Raw genomic sequence first — 24,201 nt, forward strand, 5'->3', positions numbered from 1 at the left:
GCGACCGGAGAAGTGAGCGGAGGGGCAATGGCGTCCACACCGGAACGGCCCCGCCAAGCCCCGCGTCATCGCTCGTCGACCGAGGTCTTCGAAGACACGCGCGCGGTGGTCGAGCTGCTCGCCCGGCACCGCCTCGTCGTCGCCCCGCATGTCGCCGCACGACTGGGTCTCGCCCTCAGCGGCGACGCCGACGCGATCATCGAGGTGACCGGACGACTCCGCGTCGCGCAGCGGCTCGGCCACGCCGTGCTGCCCGACCCGCTGCCGCTCGTCCCCGCCATCGAACGGGCGGTCGGGGCCGACGCGCTGCGGCTGGCGGAGTGGGAGCGCCTGCTGCTCGTCACCGCCGCGGTCTGCGTCGACGACCGGGTCGACGTGCTGCTCGCCGCCTCGGGCCGGCCGATGTCGGCGCTCGTCGAGGGCGGGGTCAGCCGTCATCTCCTGCTCGTCGCCGGCCACTTCGCCTTCGCCGACCCGCGGGTGCGCGTCTGGGCGCACGCCGTCGCCAGCCTCGCCGAGCGCACGGCGGCGCACGCGGCGCTGGCCCGGGCGTATGCCGAGCTCGGCGTCGACGCGCGGGCCACCTGGCACCGATCGCTCTCCACGCTCGAGGGCTCCGAGGCGTTCGTCGCCCCGCTCCTCGAGATCGCCGAGGCCGCCGATGCGGCCGGCGAGTCCGAGTGGGCGCACGCCGTCGCCCGCGAGGCGGCGAGCCACGCCTCGGGCCGCGCCGAGATCGATGCGTGGCGCATCGCCGGCCGCGCCGCCCTGCACGGCGGCCACGTCGACGACGCCAGATGCTGGTTCGGCGGGGTGCTCGAGCACGGCGACGAGGACGAGCGCGCCGCGGTGCTCGCCGATTACCTCATCGCGCGCTCAGCGCTCGAGGGAGACGTGCCGCTCGGCGAGCTCGACGATCGGATCGCCGCGGCGACCGCCGACGGGGCGGGCTGTTCGGATGCCGAGACACGGTCCGCGCGACGGTGGTCCGATCTCGCCCGCGCCTCGGCGACTGCGGCCGGGCTGCTGGCCGAGCGCGGTGCTCCGGCCGCCGCCGCGCGCCGCCTCGCCGAAGCCGGGCGGCTGACCGCCCGGTACGGGCTCGACGACGGGCCGATCCGCGCGGCGCTCGCGTGGTGCGCGATGTTCGGGGTCGGGAACGCCGCACCGACGACCGTCGTATCGGGCACCGCCGCGACGGCCGGCGCCGGCGCGATCGCGCGCGCGATTGAGCAGGGACTCGCGGGCGATCCCGAGCGTGCCGCCCGCTGGCTCGGCGCACTCCGCGACACCTCGAGCGATCCGCGCGTCGCTCGCGACGAACGGGCGCCGATCATGCGGGCCGCACGCGCCGTCGCCGCCGCGCTGCTGGTGCTCTGGTCGGGCGAGGTCGGCCGGGCCGGGCAGCTGCTCGCCCGTGCCGCGACCGACCTGCCGATCGCACTGCCGTTCGGCGGGCTCGGGGCGACGCTCGCGCGACGGATCGACGTCATCACGAACGGCGAGATCGGTGCGTTCGCCCGCGCGGTCGAGGCGTCGCAGCCGCCCTCGACGGTCTCGATCCGGGCCGAGGAGCTCGTCGACCGCGCCGTGGCCGCACACCTGCGCGGCGCCCGCGCCGAGGCGGCGACGCTCGTCGCCCTCGCGGGCGAACGCGAGCAGGCGGCGGGGTGCGGCCTGCACGTTCCGGGGCTCGACACCGCCGCCGGCTGGGAGGTGCACGGTCGAGCGCCGTCGGCGAACGTCGGGCCGGAGGTCGAGCCGGGCGTGCGGCGCCCGCCCGACTCGCGGCTCGCGAGCGAGCTCCGCCGTCGCATGCGCAGCACCGACCGGCACCGATTCGAGGCCGACTACCGCGCAGCGCTCGAGGCCAGCCGGGGCATCGGCTCGCACTACGAGCGCGCGCGTACCGAGCTGATGCTCGCGCGGGGCTGCGGCGAGGCGGGCGCTCCCGATCGCGCCCAACGCCACCTGCTGGCCGCCGAGCACCTGTTCGGCGAGTCGGGTGCGACGGCCTGGCTCGCCGTCGTCGACGCCGAGCGGCGTCTGCTCGCGGCCGGGCCGGACTCCCCGGTCGCGCCCGCGGGCGGGCCGGCCGCGGCCACCGCGAACGGCGGCGAGGCGCTGGGCCCCACCGCGGCCTCAGCCGTCGGAGCGCCACCCGCGGGACCGGGTGTCCCTGCGCCGGCACCGGCACCGGCAGCCTCGTCGACGGTCCCCGCCCCGGCCCCGATCACCGCCGACCCGGCCGATCCCGACGACCCGCTCGTGGCGTGCCGCGCCGTGTGGGCCGAGGTGCTCACCGAGCGCGAGCTCGAGGTCGCGATGCTGGTCGTCGACGGGGCATCCAATCGCGACGTCGCGGCCCGGCTCTACGTCTCGGTCCGCACGGTCGAGGTGCATCTCGGTCGCGCCTTCACGAAGCTCGACGTGCATTCGCGGGTCGAGCTCGCGGTGCTCGCCTACCGTATGCGCGGACTGTCTCCGTCGCGCACGGCGTAGGCCGTCGGCCGAGGCGCGTACGTAGTCCCGCGTATGCGGGGATGTGCGGATTCGGCCGCGCCGTCCCGTCGGTAGCGTCGGGCTGCCCGTGGACCGCGGGCGGACCACAGGCAGACAGGAATGAGATGCGAACACTGAAGTTCGGGCGCGGCTCGAAGGCCGCCGTCGCCGCCGCGGGGATCGGACTGCTCATCGCAGCCCTCCTCCCCGCAGCGGTCGCGAGCGCCGCCGAGGCATGCGCCCCGGCGTGGAGCTCGACCGCCGTCTACACGGGCGGCGCGACCGCCTCGCACGGCGGCGTCAACTACACCGCGAAGTGGTGGACCCAGAACAACGAGCCGGGCACCGGCGAGTGGGGTCCCTGGGCGGCGGGCGCCGCATGCGGCACGGGCACCCCCGAGCCCACGCCGACCCCGACGCCGACCCCGACCCCGACGCCGACCCCGACGCCGACTCCGACCCCCACTCCCGAGCCCGGCACGCCGTGGACGTCGAACCCCGACGAGAAGTGCCGGCCCGACGGCCTGTACCAGACCCCCGGCGTCGACGTGCCCTACTGCACCATCTACGACGAGCAGGGCCGCGAGAAGCTGCCGAACGGCCTCGAGCACCGCGTCATCGGCTACTTCACGAACTGGCGCACTGGGCAGAACGGCCAGCCGCGCTACCTCGCGAGCGACATCCCGTGGACGCAGCTCAGCCACATCAACTACGCCTTCGCCCACATCGACGGGCAGGGCAAGGTCTCGGTCAACCAGGACGTCGCGGGCAACGCCTCGACGAAGATGACGTGGCCCGGCGTCGCCGGCGCCGAGATGGACCCGACGCTGCCGTACCAGGGGCACTTCAACCTGCTCTCGAAGTACAAGCGGCAGAACCCGGGCGTGAAGGCGCTCGTCTCGGTCGGCGGCTGGGCCGAGACCGGCGGCCACTTCGACGCGAACGGCGACCGGGTCGCCGACGGCGGCTTCTACACGCTCACCGACTCGCAGGCGAAGATCGACGCGTTCGCGGACTCGGCGGTGCAATTCATCCGCACCTACGGCTTCGACGGCGTCGACATCGACTACGAGTACGCCAATTCGAACGGCAAGGCCGGCAGCCCCGACGACTTCGCCTTCTCCGAGCCGCGGCGTGCGAAGCTCTGGGCCGGCTACGAGTCGCTCATGAAGACCCTCCGCGAGAAGCTCGATCGCGCCGGCGCGGCCGACGGCACGCACTACCTCCTCACCGTCGCCGCACCCGCCTCGGGCTGGCTGCTGCGCGGTGCGGAGGTCTACCAGGTGACGCCGTACCTCGACTACGTCAACATCATGAGCTACGACCTGCACGGCTCGTGGAACGACTACGTCGGTGGCAACGGCCCGCTCTTCGACGACGGCAAGGACCCCGAGCTCGCCGCCGGCGGCGTCTACGGCGCCTACGCCAACATCGGCTACCTCAACACCGACTGGGCGTACCACTACTTCCGCGGTGCGATGCCGCCCGGTCGCATCAACGTCGGCCTGCCGTTCTACACCCGCGGCTGGGACGGCGTGCAGGGCGGCACCGACGGGCTCTACGGCAAGGCGCCGCTCGCCGACCAGACGAAGTGCCCGCCCGGCACCGGGCCGACCATCGGCGGCACCTCGAAGTGCGGCAACGGCGCGGTCGGCATCAACAACCTCTGGCACGACCTCGACAAGACCGGGGCCGAGGTCGGCGCGGGCGCGAACCCGATCTGGCACGTGCTGAACCTGCAGAAGGGCGTCGTGGGCGACTACACCGCCTCCTACGGGGCGCCGACGTCGATCAACGGCACCTACACGCACCACTTCGACCAGACGACGAAGACCGAGTGGTGGTGGAACGCGACCACGAAGACCTTCCTCTCGGGCGACGCCGACCAGGCGATCACGGCGAAGGCCGAGTACATCGCCGACAACGGCATCGGCGGCGCCATGATCTGGGAGCTCGCGGGCGACTACGGGTACGACACGCAGAAGGGCCAGTACGAGATGGGGTCGACGCTCGTGTCGATCCTGCACGACCGGCTCTCGGCGTCGCAGCCGTACGACGCGGCGAAGGCGAACGTCTCGATGCCGACGAAGGCGATCGACCTGCAGGTGTCGTTCGGAGACTTCGCGCTCGGCGACAACAACTACCCGATCAACCCCAAGGTGACCTTCACGAACCGGTCGAAGTCCGCGATCCCGGCGGGGTCGACGATCACCTTCGACACCGCGACGAGCGACACGGGTGCGATGGGCGAGCAGAACGGCTGGGGCATCACGAAGGTGTCGAGCGACCACACCGGGTCGAACGTGGGCGGCCTGAAGGGCGACTTCCACACCTACGCGATCACGGTGCCCTCGGGCGGCATCCCCGCCGGCGGCAGCGTCTTCACGAAGCTCTCGTGGCGACTGCCCATGACGGAGATCTCGAACCTGCGGGTGAAGATCGGCACCGAGACCTTCGCGACGCTCGACGACCTGCCGCGCGGCGTCACGGTCGTCGAGCCGTCGGCCGGCTCGGGCGGCGGCACCGGCGGCGGTGGCACGGGCACGTGCGATGCGGCGGCCTGGAGCGCCACGGCGATCTACACCGGGGGCCAGCAGGTCTCCTACAACGGATCCGAGTACACGGCGAAGTGGTGGACGCAGGGCAACGCCCCCGGCACGAACGACGTCTGGGGTCAGCCGGCCGCCTGCTGAGTCGGGTGCGGCATCGAGGCATCCAGCGGTCGACGCGGATGCCGCGGGCGGGGGTTCCGGCGACGGAACCCCCGTCCGTCCGCATGCAGTACGTAGGTAGTCCTACGTACGCCCGGCACCCGGGGATCGGATCATGTGGATCGTGCGGACGCCCGCCCGTGGCCGTCCTTCATAGCGTGAGCGTGTCCAAGGGCGCACGCGCCCGTTCAGTTCCCCTTCACCGAAGGACGCCATGAAGATTCAGAGAACTCCGGGGCGCGGACTGCGCCGGGCGCTCGCCGCCCTCGCGACCGGCGCGATGGTCGCAGGCCTCGCCGCGGTCGGCGCCGCGCCGGCCGTCGCGGCCGAGCAGTCGCCGAGCGCCGTCAACGGCTACCGCAACGTCGGCTACTTCGCCCAGTGGGGCGTCTACGGCCGCGACTTCAAAGCCAAGCAGCTGCAGACCTCGGGTGCCGCGGCCGACCTCACCCACATCAACTACGCGTTCGGCAACATCCACTACCAGGACCTGACGTGCTTCATCGCCAACAAGGCGCAGGGCACGGGGCCGAACGGCTCCGACGGCGCGGGCGACGCGTGGGCCGACTTCGGCATGGGCTACACCGCCGCCAACTCGGTCGCAGGCACAGCCGACACCTGGGACCAGCCCCTCGCCGGCTCGTTCAACCAGATGAAGCAGCTGAAGGCGAAGAACCCGAACCTCAAGGTCATGATCTCGCTCGGCGGATGGACCTGGTCGAAGAACTTCTCGAAGGCCGCCGCGACCGACGCCTCGCGCAAGAAGTTCGTGAAGAGCTGCGTCGACCTCTACCTGCGCGGCAACCTGCCGGTCATCGACGGGCGCGGCGGCACCGGTGCCGCTGCCGGCGTCTTCGACGGCGTCGACATCGACTGGGAGTGGCCGGGCTCGCAGAACGGCGAGGTCGGCAACCACGTCGACGAGGTCAACGACAAGGCGAACTTCACCCTGCTGCTCAAGGAGTTCCGCACGCAGATGGACGCCCTGAGCGCGGAGAACGGCCACCCGTACCAGCTCTCGGCGTTCCTGCCGGCGAACCCCGCCGACATCGCGTCGGGCGGCTGGAACAACCCCGAGAACTTCCGCTACCTCGACTACGGCAACGTGCAGGGCTACGACCTGCACGGCGCGTGGGACCCGACGCTCACCGGTCACCAGGCGAACCTCTTCGACGACCCCGCCGACACCCGGCCCGCGACGAAGAAGTTCAGCGTCGACAAGGCCGTGAAGGAGTACCTGAAGACCGGCATCTCGCCCAAGCAGCTCGGCATCGGCCTCGCCGCCTACGGACGAGGCTGGCAGGGCGCGACCTCGGCGAATGCCTGGGGCCCCGCGACGGCCGCAGCTCCCGGCACGTGGGAGAAGGGCAACGAGGACTACGACAAGCTGAAGACCCTCGGCACCGACCACTACGACCCCGCCATCGGCGCCGCCTGGCGCTACGACGGCAACCAGTGGTGGAGCTACGACAACGCCCAGTCGACGACCCGCAAGGGGCAGTACATCGCCGACCTCGGCCTCGGCGGTGGCATGTGGTGGGAGCTCGACGGCGACCGCAACGGCCAGCTGGTCGGCACCCTCGCCGACAAGCTCCGCGCCTCGGCGACGGGCCCGGCGACCGACCCGACCGGGCCGACCGACCCGACGGATCCCACCGACCCGACCGACCCCACGGATCCGACCGACCCCACCGACCCGACCGGCTGCACCGCGGCCGCGTGGAGCGCGACCGCGATCTACACGGGCGGACAGAAGGTCTCGTACGGCGGCAAGGAGTACTCGGCGAAGTGGTGGACGCAGGGCAACACCCCCGGCACCAACGACGTCTGGGGCCTCGTCGGCCCGTGCACGACGGACCCGACCGACCCGACCGACCCGACCGACCCCACTGATCCGACCGATCCGACCGGCTGCAGCGCCGCCGCGTGGAGCGCGACGGCCGCGTACTCGGGCGGAGCGACGGTGAGCCACTCGGGCAACGAGTACAAGGCCAAGTGGTGGACGCAGGGCAACACCCCGGGCGCCGAGCAATGGGGCCCCTGGGAGCTGGTGAAGGCCTGCTGACCCGCTTCTGAGAACACGGATGCCCCGGAGCGAACCTCGCTCCGGGGCATCCGTCATGCGCGTGCCGCGCCGTGCGCGTCGCGCACGCGGCCGATCAACCGAAGCGGCCCGAGACGTAGTCCTCGGTCGCCTGCACAGACGGGTTCGAGAAGATCGTCGTCGTGTCGGCGTATTCGATGAGCTTGCCCGGCTTGCCGGTGCCCGCGATGTTGAAGAAGGCGGTCCGGTCGCTGACGCGCGATGCCTGCTGCATGTTGTGGGTCACGATCACGATCGTGTACTGCTGCTTGAGCTCCTCGATGAGGTCCTCGATCGCGAGCGTCGAGATCGGGTCGAGCGCCGAGCACGGCTCGTCCATGAGGATGACCTCGGGGGAGACCGCGATCGCGCGCGCGATGCAGAGACGCTGCTGCTGACCGCCCGAGAGGCCCGAGCCGGGGCGGTCGAGGCGGTCCTTCACCTCGTTCCAGAGGTTCGCGCCGCGCAGCGACCGCTCGACGAGCTCGTCGGCGTCGGACTTCGAGATGCGCTTGTTGTTGAGCTTCACGCCCGCGAGCACGTTCTCCTTGATCGACATCGTCGGGAACGGGTTCGGCCGCTGGAACACCATGCCGACCTGACGGCGCACGAGCACCGGGTCGACCGCGGGGTCGTAGAGGTTGTTGCCGTCGATGAGCACCTCGCCCTCGACGCGCGCACCGGGGATGACCTCGTGCATGCGGTTCAGGGTGCGGAGGAACGTCGACTTGCCGCAGCCCGACGGACCGATGAACGCGGTGACGCTGCGGGGTTCGATCTCGAGGGTGACGCCCTCCACAGCGAGGAACTTGCTGTAGTAGACGTTGAGGTCGCGGACTTCGATGCGCTTGGACACGGGTTTCCTTCTTGCTTACGGTCGACGGGCTCAGCGGCCGAGCTTCGGCGCGAACAGACGGGCGATGAGCCTCGCGATGAGGTTCAGCGCCATGACGATGAGGATGAGGGTGAGGGCGGCGGCCCAGGCACGATCGAGGAACGCCTCGGCCGGGTTGCCCTGGTTCGCGTACTGCGTGTAGACGAACACCGGCAGCGACTGCATGCGACCCTCGAAGAGGTTGTAGTTCATGCTCGCGGTGAAGCCCGCGGCGATGAGGAGCGGGGCCGTCTCGCCGATGACGCGGGCGATCGAGAGCATGATGCCGGTCGTGATGCCCGCGATCGAGGTGGGCAGCACGACCTTCACGATCGTCAGCCACTTCGGCACGCCGAGGGCGTAGGCCGCCTCGCGGAGCTCGTTCGGAACGAGCCGCAGCATCTCCTCGCTCGAGCGGACCACGACCGGGATCATGAGGAGCGAGAGCGCGACGGCGCCGGCGATGCCGGTGCGGGTGCCGGGGCCCCAGAAGATCGCGAAGAGCGAGTAGGCGAACAGGCCCGCGACGATCGACGGGATACCGGTCATGACGTCGACGAGGAAGGTCACGCCGCGTGCCAGCTTGCCGCGGCCGTACTCGACGAGGTAGATCGAGGTCATCAGGCCGATCGGGATCGAGATGACCGCCGCGGCGCCCGTCATGAGCAGCGTGCCGACGATCGCGTGCAGCGCGCCGCCGCCCTCGCCGGTGACGTTGCGCATCGACATCGAGAAGAAGTCGGCGTCGAAGCGGGCGAGGCCGAAGGTCACGACGGTGATCGACAGCGAGACGAGGGGGATCATCGCGAGGAGGAACGCGCCCGTCACGAGCGCCGTCACGAGGCGGTCGGTCGCACGGCGCGCGCCCTCGACGAGGCGGGAGAAGAGCCAGATCGCGGGGATGTAGAGCAGGGCGCCCACGACGAGCGCGCCGCCCCAGTCGAAGCCCGAACCGGAGCCGATGGCGACGACGCCGAAGACGGCGGCCGCGACCGCGACCGCGGTGCCGAGGATCACCCAGGGGGCGGAGGAGGGGAGGCGGCCCGCGGTGAGCGAGTTCGCGATCGGGGTGCCCGTCTCGGGCGCGGGGGTCATGGTCTGCAGGGTCATCAGTTCGCTCCCGAGAATTCCTTGCGGCGACTGATGATCCAGCGCGCGAAGGCGTTGACCGCGAAGGTCACGACGAAGAGGATGAGGCCGGTCGCGATGAGCACGTTCACGTTGAGGGCGTAGGCCTCGGGGAAGCTCAGCGCGATGTTCGCGGCGATGGTGGTCGGGTTGACCGAGGTCAGCAGGTCGAACGTCACGACGTGCGCGGCCGAGAGCACCATCGCGACCGCCATGGTCTCGCCGAGCGCTCGGCCGAGGCCGAGCACCGAGGCCGAGATGATGCCCGAGCGGCCGAACGGCAGTACCGCGACGCGGATCATCTCCCAGCGGGTTGCGCCGAGCGCGAGCGCGGCCTCCTCGTGGAGGACGGGGGTCTGGAGGAACACCTCGCGGCAGATGGCGGTCATGATCGGGAGGACCATGACGGCGAGGACGAGCGCGGCGGTGAGGATGGTGCGGCCGGTGGCCGAGACGGTGCCGCTGAACAGCGGGATCCATCCGAGGTTCTCGTTGAGCCAGGTGTAGGCCGGCACGACGGCCGGGGCGAGCACGCCGATGCCCCAGAGGCCGAACACGACCGAGGGGACGGCGGCGAGGAGGTCGACGATGTAGCCGAGCACCGACGCGAGCCGGCGCGGCGCGTAGTGCGAGATGAAGAGGGCGATGCCGATCGAGATCGGCAGGGCGATGAGGAGGGCGAGCGCTGCGGCCCAGACGGTGCCGAAGACGAGGGGGCCGACGTACTCCCAGAAGTTCGTCTCGAGGATCGAGGCGTCTTCCTTCGTGGCGGAGAGCGCGGGGATGCTCTGGACGATCAGGAAGAGGGCGACGGCGGCGAGCGTCACGAGGATCATCGAGCCGGCGAAGACCGCCGAACGGGAGAAGACGAGATCGCCGACGCGGAGCTTCGCCTTGATCGGGGCTGGTGCGGAGGTCATCTGGTGCGATCCTCGGGGGTCGGGTTGCGGTTCGGGGGTGCGCCTCCCGGACGAACCGGAGGACGCGGCTGTGCCCGACCCCGTCGTTCCTCCTGGAACTCGGGGGTCGGGCACGACGTCGTTACTTGATCGAGTCGATCGCGGCGGTCACCTTCTCGCGGAGCGTGTCCGAGATCGGCGCCGAGCCGGCGTCGGTCGCGGCGGTCTCCTGGCCCTCGGGGCTCGCGAGGTAGGACAGGTACGCCTTCACGAGCTCGACGTTGTCGGACTCGGCGTACTCGCCGCAGGCGATGAGGTAGCTGACGAGGACGATCGGGTAGACGCCCGCCTCTTCGGAGGTGCGGTCGATCTCGATCGCGAGGTCGCCCTCGGCGCGGCCCTCGGCGAACGGCGAGTGGTCGACGATCGCGGCAGCGGCCTCGGGCGAGTACGGCACGAACTCGTCGCCGACCTTGATCGCCACGGTGCCGAGGTCACCGGCGCGCGAGGCGTCGGCGTAGCCGATGGTGCCGTTGCCGTTGGTCACGGCGTCGACGAGGCCCGAGGTGCCCTGTGCGGCCTCGCCGCCCTCGAACGGCCACACGCCGTCGGCCTCCCAGGTCCACACGTCGGCCGCGGCCGCACCGAGGTACTCGGTGAAGTTCTCCGTGGTGCCCGAGTCGTCCGAGCGGTGCACGGGGGTGATGGCGAGGTCGGGGAGCGTCGCGTCGGGGTTCGTCGCGGCGATGGCCGGGTCGTTCCACTTGGTGATCTTGCCCGCGAAGATGCCGGCGACGGTCGCCGCGTCGAGGTCGAGCGAGTCGACGCCCTCGAGGTTGAAGATGACCGCGATCGGCGAGATGTAGAGGGGGAGCTCGACGATGGTCGAGTCGGGGGCGCACTTCTGGAAGCCGCCGGCGGCGAGCTCCTCGTCCTTGAACGCGCGGTCGGAACCGGCGAAGTCGCTCGCACCCGAGAGGAAGGTCTCGCGGCCGGCGCCCGAACCCGAGGGGTCGTAGTCGATCGTGACGTCGGGGTTCGCGGTCTGGAATCCGGCGATCCACGACTGCTGGGCCGCGTCCTGCGACGAGGCGCCTGCGCCGACGAGGTTGCCGGCGAGGGTCGAGGTCGACTCCTCGGGAGCGGCGGCGCCGCCCTCGTTCGAGGCGCAGGAGCTGAGCGCGAGCGCCGCGGTGACGGCGATGGCTGCGGGCACGCCGAAACGCTTGAGGTTCACGTGATTTCCCTTCCGGGGATCGTTTGCAGGAGTTGTGGGCCGGTGCCGGCCCGCCTGCGACGCTAACGAGCGCGCCTTACGAGCATCCGCCACCTCGGTAAACGGGAGGTGAACGGATCCGGGCGCGCAGAAACCGCCGGAAGATCGCGCTTTCAGGCGCGCGGCGGGTGCGTCTCGATCGAGATGATGCCCGAACCCTGGTTCGTCGCCGAGAGATGCACGACGCTGAACGCGCCCGGTTCGAGCTCGGCGGCGTCGCCGACGTAGGTGCCGAGCGGGGTGGCGGTCGCGAGCGCGAGCTCCGTGAGGAGGTCGGGCAGCAGGGGGCCGTGACTGCAGATCACGGCCGACCGGCCCGCGCGCACGCGCTTGCCGACGACGCGCCGGACCTCGCCGTCGCCCGCCCGCCAGGCGTCCTCGCTGATGCCGGCGTCCCGCTTGATCTCGATCCCGGTCGCGGCGGCGAGCGGCGCCACGGTCGTGACGCACCGCACGGCGGGGCTGGTCACGATGCGCTTCGGTCCCCACGCGGTGAGGGTCCCGACGAGGGCCGCCGCCTGGTCGACCCCTCGGGCGGAGAGCGGCCGCGAGGCATCCGGCCCCTCGAACCCGTTGCGGGCGACGGCCTTGCCGTGGCGGAGCACGGTGAGGCTGAAGGTGCGCGTGACGCCCTGCTCGACGAGCTGCATGAAGTTGTCGAGGATCTCGACGTCGGGCTGGTAGCTGAGGTACCCGCGGGCGCGCTTGGGCGTCACCCACTCGAGCGCCGCGACCTCGGCGTTCGGCTTGAATGTCGAGCGCTGCACGGCCTTGTCGCTCACCTCGGCCGCCCAGTAGTGCACGATCTTCTCGCGACCGCTCGGCAGGGGATAGCGCGAGATGCCGAGCGGCACGCCGAGGGCGACCTCGAGCCCCGTCTCCTCGGCGATCTCGCGGACCGCGGTCTGCGGCAGCGACTCGCCGGGATCGACCTTGCCCTTCGGGATCGTGACGTCGCCGTAGACCGTGCGATGGATGACGAGCACGTGCAGCTTGCCGTCGATGTGGCGCCAGCAGACGGCGCCGGCGGCGTAGACGGCCGTCGTCACCGGCGTTGCCCCGTTCGCGGACGCTGGGCCGATCTCGTGCGACGGGCCACCTCGGCCATGAGCAGGTTCTGCATGTCGGCGAGCGGCTGCCCCGAGTCGTCGGTCGAGTGGCGGGTCCACACGCCCTCGCCGTCGAGGTGCCACGAACTCGTCGACTCGTCCATCGCCAGGTCGAAGAGCCCCTGCACCTCGGCGAGGTGCAGGGGATCGGTGAGGCGCACGAGCGCCTCGACCCGGCGGTCGAGGTTGCGGTGCATCATGTCGGCCGAACCGATGAAGATCTGCGGGTCGCCGTCGTTCTCGAAGCAGAACAGCCGCGAGTGCTCGAGGTAGCGCCCGAGGATCGAGCGCACCCGGATGTTCTCGCTGAGCCCGGGCAGGCCCGGTCGCAGGCTGCAGATGCCGCGCACCCACACCTCGACGGGCACGCCGGCGTTCGAGGCGCGGTAGAGCGCGTCGATGATGGCCTCGTCGACCATCGAGTTCACCTTGATGCGGATGCCGCTGGGCCGGCCCGCCTCCGCGTTGCGGATCTCGGTCGCGATGAGCTTCAGGAGCCCCTTGCGGAGGTGGAGGGGCGCCACGAGGAGCCGCTTGAACTTCTTCTCGATCGCGTAGCCCGACAGCTCGTTGAAGAGGCGGGTCAGGTCCTTGCCGACCTGGTCGTCGGCGGTGAGCAGGCCGAGGTCCTCGTAGATCCGGCTCGTCTTCGGGTTGTAGTTGCCCGTGCCGATGTGGCTGTAGTGGCGCAGCACGCCCTTCTCCTGGCGGATCACGAGCGCGAGCTTGCAGTGCGTCTTCAGCCCGACGAGGCCGTACACCACGTGCACGCCCGCCTTCTCGAGCTTGCGCGCCCACGTGATGTTCGCCTGCTCGTCGAAGCGGGCCTTGATCTCGACGAGGGCGAGCACCTGCTTGCCCGACTCGGCCGCGTCGATGAGCGCCTCGACGATGGGGCTGTCGCCCGAGGTGCGGTAGAGCGTCTGCTTGATGGCCAGGACGTCGGGGTCGGCCGCCGCCTGCTCGAGGAACGCCTGCACGCTCGTCGCGAACGACTCGTAGGGGTGGTGCAGCAGCACGTCCTGGCGGGACACCGCCTTGAAGACGTCGGCCCGCAGGTTCGACTCGGTCGGCTGCAGCTGCACGGCCGTCGTCGGCACGTGCGTCGGGTAGTGGAGTTCGGGCCGGTCGAGGCGCGACAGGTCGAAGAGGCCGCCCAGGTCGAGCGGCGCGGGCAGGCGGTAGACCTCCTGGTCCGTGACATCCAGCTCGCGAACGAGGAGGCCGAGCGTCACCTCGTCCATGTCGTCGGTGACCTCGAGGCGGATCGGCGGGCCGAACCGCCGCCGCAGCAGCTCCTTCTCGAGCGCCTTGATGAGGTTCTCGGTCTCGTCCTCCTCGATCTCGACGTCCTCGTTGCGGGTGACGCGGAACACGTGGTGCTCCACGATCTCCATGCCGGGGAACAGATCGCCGAGATGGTTGGCGATGAGCTCCTCGAGGGTGAGGTACCTCGCGCTCTCGATCGACTCGTCGGGGTCGACGCGCACGAATCGCGGCAGCATCTGCGGCACCTTCACGCGAGCGAACTCCTGCCGGCCGGTGCGGCTGTTGCGCACACGCACCGAGAGGTTCAGCGAGAGGCCCGAGATGTAGGGGAAGGGGTGCGCCGGGTCGACCGCCAGGGGCATGAGCACCGGGAAGATCTGCTTCGAGAACACGTCGTGGAGGTGCGCGCGCTCGTCGTCGCCGAGCTCGGCCCAGGTGGCGATGCGGATGCCGGCCGCGGCGAGGGCCGGCTTCACGAGGGTCTGGTACGCGGCGGCGTGGCGCTCCTGCAGCTCGTGCGCCTTCTTCGAGATGTCGCTCAGCACGTCGGCCGGAGCCCGCCCGATGTTCGTGGGCACCGCGAGCCCCGTGACGATGCGGCGCTTGAGGCCGGCGACCCGGACCATGAAGAACTCGTCGAGGTTCGACGCGAAGATCGCGAGGAAGTTGGCCCGCTCGAGCACGGGGAGCGTCTCGTCCTCGGCCAGTTCGAGCACCCGCTGGTTGAACGCGAGCCAGCTGAGCTCGCGGTCGAGGTAGCGCTCGGCCGGCAGCTCGGGCGCGCCTTCGATGTCGAAGGGTTCGAAGTCGTCGTCGAAGTCGCTCGCCGTCCGGTCGGAGGTGCGGTCGTCCTCGAGGATGCTGTCGGGGCTCATCCCCTCATCATGGCACGCGACCCGAAACGCGCCGATGAGGGCCGGGTTAACGGGCGGTGACGGGGGCTGGGCGGCGACGGGGCCGGGCGGCGGGGCTGCGTTCGTCAGCGGGCCGTGACGGGCGCCGCGCCCGCGCCCTCGTCGTCCTCGTGGACGTTGAAGCGGTACCCGACGTTGCGCACCGTGCCGATGAGCGACTCGAGGTCTCCGAGCTTCGCCCGCAGCCGCCGCACGTGCACGTCGACCGTGCGGGTGCCGCCGAAGTAGTCGTACCCCCACACCTCGCTGAGCAGCTGCTCGCGGGTGAACACGCGCGACGGATGCGCTGCGAGGAAGCGCAGCAGCTCGAACTCCTTGTAGGTGAGGTCGAGCGGCTTGCCGTGCACCTTGGCCGAGTAGCTCGCCTCGTCGATGACGACGCCCGACGTCTGGATGCGTTCGCTCGGCTGCGAGGTCTGCGCGCGTCCGATCGCGAGGCGGATGCGCGCGTCGATCTCGGCGGGGCCGGCGCCCTCGAGCACGACGTCGTCGACGCCCCAGTCGGGCGTGACCGCGGCGAGGCCGCCCTCGGTGACGACGAGCACGAGCGGCGCCGAGAGCCCCGTCGTCTTCAGGATCTGGGAGAGCGCCTTGGCGCCAGCGAGATTGGTGCGGGCGTCGAGCAGCACGAGGTCGGCGTCGGGTGCCCGGACGAGTTGCTCGGGCGACGCGGGGATCACCCTGACCCGATGGGTCAGCAGTGCGAGCGCCGGGAGAACGTCGTCGTTGGCCGTCGGCGTCAAGATCAGCAGCTGCGCCACGCCACACCCTCCAGTAGTAAGGTGCGGTCAATACTACGGGACGGCCGCCGCTGTCCCGCGACACGAACGGGGAGACATGGTCGAGCAGTCCGGGACGCGCTTCGGGTGGGCGAGCGTGGTGCTCATCTGGGCGATCGCGATCGCGGGGTCCGCGATCGTCGGCGGCCTCGCTCTCTCGGGTCAGGGCACCTGGTTCGGGGATGACTCGTGGCTCGGGCTCTACGGTGCGCTCGGCGTCGTGCTCGCCGCCGCGGTGATCGGCACGCTCGTCGTGCAGCTGGCCACCCGCCGGCCCGAGGGCTTCGTCGGGCGGGTGTCGGCGTCGATCGGCGGGGCCGTCGTCGTGGTCGCGCTCGCCGCGCTGCTGCTCGCACCGCTCGCGACGGGCTGACGCGCCCGAGCCCCGCGGGCAGCGGATAGACTCGCAGTATGTCTGAGCTGCTCGCCCTCGAACTCCTCTTCATCGGCCTGCTCGGCCTCGCGAGCCTCGCGATCGCGTGGATCAGCGGGGTCGTCGTCTACAAGCTCTTCAAGGGTCAGCGCTAGGCGCTGGTGAAGGCGTGGCGATGATCGAGCTGCCCGTCGACCTTCCGGCCGAGCTCGTCCCGCTCTCCTGGCTCCTCGGAGTCTGGGAGGGCTCCGGGGTGATCGACTACGCGGTCGGCGACGAATCGGTCACGCACGAGTTCGGGCAGCGGGTGAGCTTCAGCCACGACGGGCTGCCCCACCTGAACTACACCTCGTACACGTGGCTCTTCCCCGCCGAAGAAGGCGGTGAGCCCACCCCGCTCGCGACCGAGACCGGCTACTGGCGCCTCGCCCGTGCGCAGGGCGAGGGCGACCCGGGGCCGGCGCTGCTGCCCGCGGTCGGCGAGACGCGGTTTCCCGACGCCGACTCGGTCGAGGCCCTGCGCAACGCCGACGGCGGGTTCGACCTCGAGGTGTCGATCGTGCACCCCGGCGGCGTCAGCGAGCTCTACCTCGGCCAGGTGAAGGGCCCCCGTATCGACCTCGCCACCGACGCCGTCATGCGCGCGGCCGGCGCGAAGCCGTACTCGGCGGCGACCCGCCTCTACGGGCTCGTCGAGGGGCACCTGCTCTGGGCGTGGGACATCGCGGCCCTCGGCCAGGACCTGCGCACCCACGCCTCGGCCCGCCTCGGCAAGGTCGACTGATGACAACATCGCCGCTGCTCGCGCTCCCCGGCGCCGTGCCGGCCGAGTCCTCGCCGGCCGTCGCCGGTCACTACGGCAACCCCATGGTCGAACAACGCCGCCTCGAGCGCGGCGAGGCGATCGTCGACCTCTCCGACCGCGGCGTCGTCACGGTGACCGGCCCCGACCGCCTGAGCTGGCTGCACTCGATGGCGAGCCAGTCCTTCGACCGGCTCTCGCCGGGCGAGGGCATCGAGGCACTGCTCCTCGATGCGGCCGGGCACATCGAGCACGCCGTGCACGCCGTCGACGACGGCGAGACCGTCTGGCTCGTCGTCGAGGGCGACGAGGCCGCGTCGCTCGCGGCCTGGCTCGACCGCATGCGGTTCATGCTGCGCGTCGAGGTCGCCGACCGCAGCGCCGAGACGGCGGTGCTCGCCGCGATGTCGCAGGCCGCGCTCGACGCCGCCGTCGCCGCGTACGCCCCCGCGGGGGTCGCGCTCGACTGGATCGACCCGTGGGCCGCGCCCCGGCCCGGCGCGCACCAGTACGCCGAGCAGGCCGGCCACCCGGCATCCGACTGGCGCCTCATCGAACGCATCGTTCCGCGCGCGGCGCTCGCCGACGCCGCCGACGCGGTCGCGGCCGGTCGCGCCCAGGTCGCGGGCGCACTCGCGCTCGACGCGCTGCGCATCGCCGCATGGCGCCCGCGCCTCGCGAGCGAGGTCGACGAGAAGACGATCCCGCACGAGCTCGACTGGCTGCGCAGCGCGGTCGACCTCGGCAAGGGCTGCTACAAGGGCCAGGAGACGGTGGCGAAGGTGCTGAACCTCGGCCGACCGCCGCGACGGCTCGTGCTGCTCCACCTCGACGGCAGCGACACCGTGCTACCCGCTCCCGGCGACGAGGTCGTCGGCGAGAAGGTGCGCCCCGAACCCGCCGAGGGCGAGTCGCCCGAGCGCAAGGTGGTCGGGCGCATCACGTCGAGCGCCATGCACCACGAGCTCGGGCCGATCGCGCTCGCCGTGGTGAAGCGCGCCGTGCCCGCCGAGCTGCCCCTCATCGTGCTGAGCCACGGCATCGACGTTGCGGCGGCCCAGGTCGAGATCGTGCCGGCGGGGGCCGGCGCCGCCGTCGAGGTGCCGCGCCTGCCGCGCCTCGGAGTGCGCAAGCCCTAGCCGCCGTCAGCCGGCCCCGCCGGTCGACGCCGGGTCCGCTGCGTCGTGCCCACGCGCCGCGCTTCGGCGCGCCCGGCGCCGGCCGCGCGACATCCGCCCGCCGCGCCCGCCCCGGACACGACGATGCCCCGGAGCCCGAGGGCTCCGGGGCATCGTCCGCCTGAGACTACTTGCAGTTCATCTTGGCGTAGGCGACCTTGACCTCCTTCAGGTGCTCGCGCTCGCCGTCGTGGTGCCGGACCGCGACCGTGATGCTGCCCTTCTTGAGCTTCTTCGTCTCCGTGTCGAACAGGTGGTAGACGGCCGAGCCCGCGGCGACATCGGCGATCTCGTGGGTGCCCCACGGCGTCGTGATGACGACGTCGGATGCCACGTTGCCGGTGTTCGCGGCGTACACCGCGAGCTGCGCGGAGCCGGCGCCGCACTGGGGCGCCGCGGTCGCCGTGACCCCGAGCTCGACGGGCAGCGGCTCGTCGATCGTGATCTCGGCGGTCTGGGCCTCCTCGGCGTTGCCGGCGACGTCGGTCGAGCGGTACTCGACCGTGTGCTCGCCCGCCCCGGTCACCGTGACCGGTTCGGCGTAGGCGACCCAGTCGCCGCCGTCGACCCGGACCTCGGTGCCGGCGACGCCCGAGGTGTCGTCGACCCCTGCGAGGGTGAACACCGCGCCGCGGACGATCTCCTCGACCGTGGCCGTGGTGACCGGGGCGACGGTGTCGAGCCGGACGCTCACCGAGCGCGCCTCCTCGACGTTGCCCGCCTCGTCCGTCGAGCGGTAGCCCACCGTGGTCTCGCCCTCGCCGGTCACCTCGACCGGCTCGGTGTACGCGGTCCACGCGCCGTCGCCGATCGCGTACTCGGTCGAGGCCACGCCGGTGCCGTCGCCGTCGCCCGCCTCGAGCGAGAAGCTCGGAGCGGCCGTGTACCAGCCCTCGGCGCCGTCGGGCTCGGCCGGGCTCAGGGCGAGCTCGGTCGTCGGGGCCGTGACGTCGACGATCGGCACCTCGAGCTCGAACGAGTCGAACTCGACGACGGTCGACTCCTCCTGCTGGGGGCCGATGGCCATGAGGCCGACGCCCTTCAGCGGGAGGTCGAACGTGATCGGCTGGCCGATCGACGTCCAGTTGACGCCGCCGTCGCTCACCTCGGCCGAGTAGCTCGACCCCGACTTCGTCACGCGCAGGTACCAGTACCCGCTCTCGCTCGAGTCGGCGATGTTGAGGTTGCGGCTTCCGATGCCCGACGCGCTCTTCTCGCCGGCGAGCTCGGCCCGGAGGTCGAGCGCGCTGCCCGGGTTGTTGTACGCGACGATGTCGGCCTTGACGTAGTTGTCGTCGTCGGCCCACATCATGAGGCCCGCCAGCTGGTAGCGGTGCTTCAGCGGCGCCTTGAACTTCGTGGTCGCCACCCAGTCGCCCGCGGGCGCCTCGGTGAGGATGAAGTTGCGCGGCGACACGGGGTTCGACCCGTTGATGTCGCCCGGCTGCGTCTCGATCTTGAGGTGGCCGTCGGCGACCTCGAGGTGGTTCGAGTCGTAGCGCACGCTCTGCGCCCAGCGGCAGCCGTCGAGCGCCGCGCCGTCGAACGCGTCGCCCGGGGTCACCGGGGTGCGCGTGTCGGCGTCGGGCGTGACGCGCAGCCAGTCGACCTTCGCGACCGTCGGCGTGGTGCCGAGGTCGCCCGCGGCCATCACGCCGAGGCGTGCGTTCGGCTTCTGCTGGAGCTGGCCGGCCAGGGCCGTCCAGGTCTGGCCGTCGGCCGAGTACGCGCCCTTCAGCACGCTGCCGTCGCTCGTCAGCTTCAGGTGGATCGTGCTCGGGAAGTCGGCCGGGAGCGTCGGCGACGCCGCCGTCGAGCGCGAACCGGCCGTCTCGCTCTGGAACTCGATGAACCGGCTGCCGTTCTGGCTGCGGACGAAGGCGAGCTTGTTGTACTCGTCATCGCTGCCGTGGAGCACGAGGCCCGCCCACTGCCAGTGCGAGGTGTGCGCGAGGTCGAGCTTCGTCGTCGCCTCCCACGCCCCGGCGGGGGTGGGCTTGCCGATGAAGCTGACCGGACCGGTCGACGCCTCGTTGATGTCGCCCGCCGTCACCGGGAGCGTCACCGCACCACCCGACTGCGTGACCGGCACCGTGCCGGAACGGACCGTCCACGACGGTGCGAGCGCCGGGGCGTCGAACTCATCGGAGAACGGTGCGCCCGTGCACATGAGCGGCTCGAGCGGCTGCTCGGGCTCGGGCCCCTTGGGGTCGGTGTCGATCGCGAACTCCGAGAAGTCGACGGCACCCGCCGAACCCGAGTGCGCGACCATGAACATGCCGACGTCCTGCGTGCTCGCGGCATCCGCAAGGGTCACCGCACCGCCCACCTGGGTCCAGCTCGTGCCGTTCTTCGAGAAGTAGGCCGTGTACTCGGTGCCCGAGCGCTTGAGCTTCACCCAGGTGGGGTAGCTCGTCGTGCCGCCGGCGACCGAGGTGTTCAGCTGGCCGTTGCCGTCGGGGTCCGCGAGGAACTCGACGCCGTTGTTCGGACGGATGCCGACCATCGCGTAGCCGGGCGAGCTGCCGGGCTGCGTGAGGTCGTTGCGCACGATGATGCCGGCCTTGGCCGAACCGTTCGTGTTCTGCTGGGCGTCGACCTTGACGACGGCCTCCCAGTCCTCGTCGCCGCCCGCCGGAGCGTACAGCGTCGAGTACTCGTCGACCCCCTGCCAGGTGTTGTCGCCCGCGCCGGTGATGCGGAACTTGCCCGAGCCGATGCGCTCGAAGAGGCCGTCGGCGTTCGTGAAGGGCACGAGGTCGCCGAACAGCTCGCCGACCTGCGAGAGCACGACGCGCGAGGTCTTCGACTTGCCCGCTGCGTTCGTCGCGACCGCGGTGAGCTCGTAGAGCCCCTCCTCGGGCGACGCCCACTCGGCCGTGTACGGAGCCTCGGTGTCGGTGCCGATCGACTCGCCGTCGACGAAGAACTCGACCGCCTCGACCGAACCGTCGGTGTTGAACTCGTCGCTCGCCGCGGCCTCGACCGTGACGTCCTGACCGGGCTCCAGCTGGACGCCCTGCTCGGGCGAGGTGATCGCGACCTCGGGGGCCGCGGTCGGGGACGAGCCACGGCCGATCGCCTCGAGGAAGTTCAGCTTCACCTCTCCGCCCCGGAACACGAGGAACAGGTTCATCGAGTCGCCGGAGAACGCGCTCACGTCGAGCGCGACGTCCGCGAACCGGGTCGAACCGGTGGCCGGGACGTCGGCGGTGGCGAGGAGCTCGCCGTCGACCGCGCCCTTGCGCAGTTCGATGCTCGTGCCGTCGGCGACCGCGGACACCCGCAGCGCGAGACGGTCGATGCGGTGGAAGCTGACCGGGTCGTAGTTCACCCAGTCGCCGTCGCGGGCGACGACCATGCGGTCGCCCTCGGCGCCGCCGACGTCGCGGCTCGCGGCGACCGAGACCCCCGGCGAGGAGGTGTCGAAGAACTCGGCCTGCTTCACCTTCGGGAACACGAGCGTCGTCGCCGAGCCCGTGAGCGGGTTCACGCCGCCCTCGCCGCCGTGGTCGGTGTACCGGGCGTCGATCGCGAAGAAGATGTCCTCGTCGGGGGCGTGGCCGCCGAGGCTCGTCGGCGTGGTGCCGGTGAGACCCGAGAGCGGAGTGAGCGGGTGCGCGTGGTCGTCGTGGCCGAGCGCCGGCTGGATGATGACCTCCGAGCCGTCGACCGTGCCGTCCTCGGGGTCGCTCACCTGGGAGGCCCAGTTGAGGTCGTCGCCGAAGTCGAAGAACGCGCCGTTCGGCGGCAGCGAGATGCCGACGCTCGGGCGGGTGTTGCCCACGGTGATCGGCACGGTGGTCGTGCCGGTCTTGCCGTCGGGGTCGGTGACGGTCAGTCGGGCGTCGTAGACGCCGTCGGACGCGTAGCTGTGGCTCGCCTGCGGGGTCGTCGCGTCGGTCGTGCCGTCGCCGTCGAAGTCCCATGCGAACTGGAGCGCGGCGTTCTCGGGGTCGGTCGAACCCGAGCCGTCGAAGGCCACCGCGAGCGGCGCCTGCCCCGAGTCGCGGTCGATCGAGATCTTCGCGATCGGCGAGCGGGAGCCCTGGATGTAGTCGATGCGGTGGAGCCCCGAGTTCGGGTTGTCACGGCCGAAGCCGCCGCCCCAGTCGAGCACGTAGAGCGAGCCGTCGGGACCGAAGCGCGAGTCGATCGGGGCGAGGAACTGCTCCTGCGGGAGGAACGCGTTCACCTTCTCGATCTGGTCGCCCGGGGCCTGGTCGCCGCCTGCGAGCTGGATGGAGTACATCTTGTTGCGCGCCCACTCGTAGAAGAAGGGCTTGCCGTCGTACGACGCCGGGAACTTCGTGTCGCTCACGAGCTCGGGGTCGTAGTCGTACACCGGGCCGCCCATGGGGGCGAGACCGCCGCCCTGCGGGATGATGCCGGGCACCGAGGAGCGCTTGTAGCCGTACGCGAGGTCGGCGCCGCGCGCCGCAGGCAGCTCGGTCAGACCAGTGTTGCGGGGCGAGTCGTTGATCGGCGCGTCGCAGTCGAAGTAGTCGCCGACGGTGACGGGGTTCGTCGTGTAGTCGACGTCGCGGAACGGCTCGTTCTGGCCCATGCAGAGCGGCCAGCCGTAGTTGCCGGGGCTCGTGATGTAGTTCCACTCCGCGATGCCGGCGGGGCCGCGCGTGGTGGGCGCGTCGCTGCCGTTGTCGGGGGAGTAGTCGGCGAGGCTGATCGCACCGGTCGACTGGTCGATCGAGAAGCGGAACGGGTTGCGGAAGCCCATGGCGTAGATCTCGGGCAGCGTCTTGTCGTCCGCGTCGTCGGCCTCGGGGAAGAGGTTGCCCTCCGGGATCGTGTAGCCGGGGCCGTCGGCCTTCGGCGTGATCCGCAGCAGCTTGCCGCGGAGGTCGTTCGTGTTCGCCGAGGTCTCGCGGGCGTCGTGGAACGTGCCGGGACGCGTCGAGAGCGGTGCGTAGCCGCCCGAGGGCTCCGAGTGCGGGTTCACGTCGTCGCCGACGCCGAGGTACAGGTTGCCCTGGGCGTCGAAGTCGAGGCCGCCGCCGGTGTGGCCGGGCTCGTCGGGCAGGCGCCGCGCGGGCACCTCGATGATGAGCTCCTCGCTGGCCGGGTCGATGACGCCGTTCTCCATCGTGAAGCGCGAGACGCGGCTGAAGAAGCTCGACGGGTCGGAGTTGTCGGGTGCGTCGGGGGAGCGGTACAGGTAGACGCGCCCGTTCTCGGTGAAGTCGGGGTCGAGGGCGATGCCGAGGAGGCCGTCCTCACCGCCCGAGTAGACGTCGAGCTCGAGCGCGGTCGTGACGGCGTTCGTCGACGGGTCCCAGACGCGGACCTGGCCGCGCACGAGCTCGGTGTAGAAGACCCGTCCGTCTTCGGCGATGTCCATCGCGAAGGGCGCCGAGGTGTTCTGGTCGAGCGCGACCTTCTCGAAGTTGCCCCATGAGGTGCCGCCGCAGTCGCCGGCTTCGACGCCCGCGGCGTACTTCACGCCGCCGACGATGTGCTCGAGCAGGTCGGGCTCCTCGAAGTGGGAGCCGAAGTGTCCCATCGCCGTCACCCAGGCACGGCCGCCGTCGTAGGGCTTGCACCACGAGATCGGGTGGTCGTAGCCCATGGCGTTGCCGCCCGCGTCGTACGTCGACTCGTCCATCGTGGCGAGCACGTGCGCGGTGCCGCGGACGTTGTTCGAGAAGTTGTACCACTCGTCGGCGCGGTCCCAGCGGTCGGCCTCGAAGTGCGCGGTCGAGGGGTGCGTGTGGTCCTCGATGCGCACGGTGCCGGGCTGGCCGGGGTCGGTGCCGGTGGCGGCATGGCCCGGCATGAGCGAGCCGACGAGCTCGTCCCACCAGGCGTAGTTGCCGCGCATGTCGGTGGCGTTGTGGATCGCGACGATGCCGCCGCCGGCCTGCTGGTAGCGCTCGAGCGCGGCCTTCTGGTCGGCGTTCCACGGGTCGCCCGAGGTCTGGAACATGATGACGGCGTCGTACTCGGCGAGGGCCTGGTCGTTGAAGACCGTGGAGTCCTCGGTGTGGGTGACCACCATGTCCTCGGCTTCGAGCGCCGCCGTGATCAGGGGCGTGCCCTTGTCGATCGCGTCGGTGTGCCGGTACTGCGTGGTCTTGGTGAAGATGAGCACATGCGCGCCGTCGTGCGCCTGTGCTGGTGCGGCGGTCGCCACGATCGCGCCGGCGGCGAGTATCGAGGCGAGTGTCCCGGCGAGGAGCCGGGAGAGGACGTGTGGCAGCTTCGTCAGCATGAGACCTCCGTTGGTTTCCAATGCTGGACACGCAGGCGATCACGAACGGTGTGCGAGTCCGATCCCGAACCTAGG

Annotated in this window: 14 protein-coding genes; 6 read left to right on the forward strand and 8 right to left on the reverse strand. The window is 71.2% G+C overall.

The genetic code is table 11. The features are described from left to right. The first annotated feature begins 27 nt into the window (after window positions 1–27). The 3 genes from ACFVAJ_RS12480 to ACFVAJ_RS12490 all read left to right on the forward strand — a co-directional run bounded on the left by ACFVAJ_RS12480 (window position 28) and on the right by ACFVAJ_RS12490 (window position 7,278). Window positions 28–2,502, forward strand: coding sequence for a LuxR C-terminal-related transcriptional regulator (locus ACFVAJ_RS12480; RefSeq protein WP_376944456.1), 2,475 nt, complete (start codon window positions 28–30; stop codon window positions 2,500–2,502). 125 nt (window positions 2,503–2,627) lie between these two features. Then, the gene (locus ACFVAJ_RS12485; RefSeq protein ID WP_376944457.1) at window positions 2,628–5,195 is read left to right on the forward strand and encodes a glycosyl hydrolase family 18 protein; all 2,568 of its coding nucleotides are present in this window, start codon (window positions 2,628–2,630) and stop codon (window positions 5,193–5,195) included. Window positions 5,196–5,427: 232 nt separating this feature from the next. Further along, window positions 5,428–7,278, forward strand: coding sequence for a glycosyl hydrolase family 18 protein (locus tag ACFVAJ_RS12490; protein WP_376944458.1), 1,851 nt, complete (start codon window positions 5,428–5,430; stop codon window positions 7,276–7,278). Window positions 7,279–7,372: 94 nt separating this feature from the next. Here the strand turns inward: ACFVAJ_RS12490 and pstB are convergent, their stop codons facing one another. From pstB to ACFVAJ_RS12525, 7 genes are all read right to left on the reverse strand, one after another. Beyond that, window positions 7,373–8,152 carry a phosphate ABC transporter ATP-binding protein PstB gene (gene pstB, locus ACFVAJ_RS12495; protein ID WP_376944459.1) on the reverse strand — a complete coding sequence of 260 codons (780 nt, stop codon included), beginning with the start codon at window positions 8,150–8,152 and terminating at the stop codon, window positions 7,373–7,375. Between the two features lie 30 nt (window positions 8,153–8,182). Next, on the reverse strand, window positions 8,183–9,280 hold the full coding sequence (pstA, locus tag ACFVAJ_RS12500; protein ID WP_376944460.1) for a phosphate ABC transporter permease PstA: 1,098 nt from the start codon (window positions 9,278–9,280) through the stop codon (window positions 8,183–8,185). Continuing rightward, window positions 9,280–10,218, reverse strand: coding sequence for a phosphate ABC transporter permease subunit PstC (gene pstC / locus ACFVAJ_RS12505; RefSeq protein WP_376944462.1), 939 nt, complete (start codon window positions 10,216–10,218; stop codon window positions 9,280–9,282). Before pstC ends, pstA begins: the two co-directional genes overlap by 1 nt. A 121-nt stretch (window positions 10,219–10,339) precedes the next feature. Beyond that, window positions 10,340–11,434, reverse strand: a complete 1,095-nt coding sequence (locus tag ACFVAJ_RS12510; RefSeq protein WP_376944464.1) for a phosphate ABC transporter substrate-binding protein PstS — start codon at window positions 11,432–11,434, stop codon at window positions 10,340–10,342. Between the two features lie 152 nt (window positions 11,435–11,586). Further along, complete coding sequence (locus ACFVAJ_RS12515; protein ID WP_376944466.1) at window positions 11,587–12,522, reverse strand: NUDIX domain-containing protein; 936 nt, start codon at window positions 12,520–12,522, stop codon at window positions 11,587–11,589. Next, complete coding sequence (locus ACFVAJ_RS12520) at window positions 12,519–14,726, reverse strand: RNA degradosome polyphosphate kinase (protein ID WP_376944468.1); 2,208 nt, start codon at window positions 14,724–14,726, stop codon at window positions 12,519–12,521. Before ACFVAJ_RS12520 ends, ACFVAJ_RS12515 begins: the two co-directional genes overlap by 4 nt. Window positions 14,727–14,830: 104 nt before the next feature. Then, window positions 14,831–15,526, reverse strand: a complete 696-nt coding sequence (locus tag ACFVAJ_RS12525) for a DNA-binding response regulator (RefSeq protein WP_376944470.1) — start codon at window positions 15,524–15,526, stop codon at window positions 14,831–14,833. A 76-nt stretch (window positions 15,527–15,602) separates the two neighbouring features. Here ACFVAJ_RS12525 and ACFVAJ_RS12530 point away from each other — a divergent pair, with 76 nt between their 5' ends. From ACFVAJ_RS12530 to ACFVAJ_RS12540, 3 genes are all read left to right on the forward strand, one after another. Continuing rightward, entirely contained in the window at window positions 15,603–15,917 is a 315-nt protein-coding gene (locus ACFVAJ_RS12530) for a hypothetical protein (protein ID WP_376944472.1), read from the forward strand. A gap of 175 nt (window positions 15,918–16,092) precedes the next feature. Then, window positions 16,093–16,701 (forward strand): FABP family protein, encoded by a 609-nt coding sequence (locus ACFVAJ_RS12535; RefSeq protein WP_376944474.1) that lies wholly within the window; start codon window positions 16,093–16,095, stop codon window positions 16,699–16,701. Next, window positions 16,701–17,858, forward strand: a complete 1,158-nt coding sequence (locus ACFVAJ_RS12540) for a YgfZ/GcvT domain-containing protein (RefSeq protein ID WP_376944476.1) — start codon at window positions 16,701–16,703, stop codon at window positions 17,856–17,858. The genes ACFVAJ_RS12535 and ACFVAJ_RS12540 overlap by 1 nt, the downstream gene beginning before the upstream one ends. Before the next feature lie 166 nt (window positions 17,859–18,024). On the opposite strand, the gene ACFVAJ_RS12545 is transcribed toward ACFVAJ_RS12540, so the two are convergent. Further along, window positions 18,025–24,126: a ThuA domain-containing protein gene (locus ACFVAJ_RS12545; protein WP_376944478.1), complete on the reverse strand. Its 6,102-nt coding sequence runs from the start codon at window positions 24,124–24,126 to the stop codon at window positions 18,025–18,027. Between the last annotated feature and the right edge of the window lie 75 nt (window positions 24,127–24,201).

The organism is Agromyces sp. NPDC057679 (assembly GCF_042799635.1).
Classification (GTDB): Bacteria; Actinomycetota; Actinomycetes; order Actinomycetales; family Microbacteriaceae; genus Agromyces.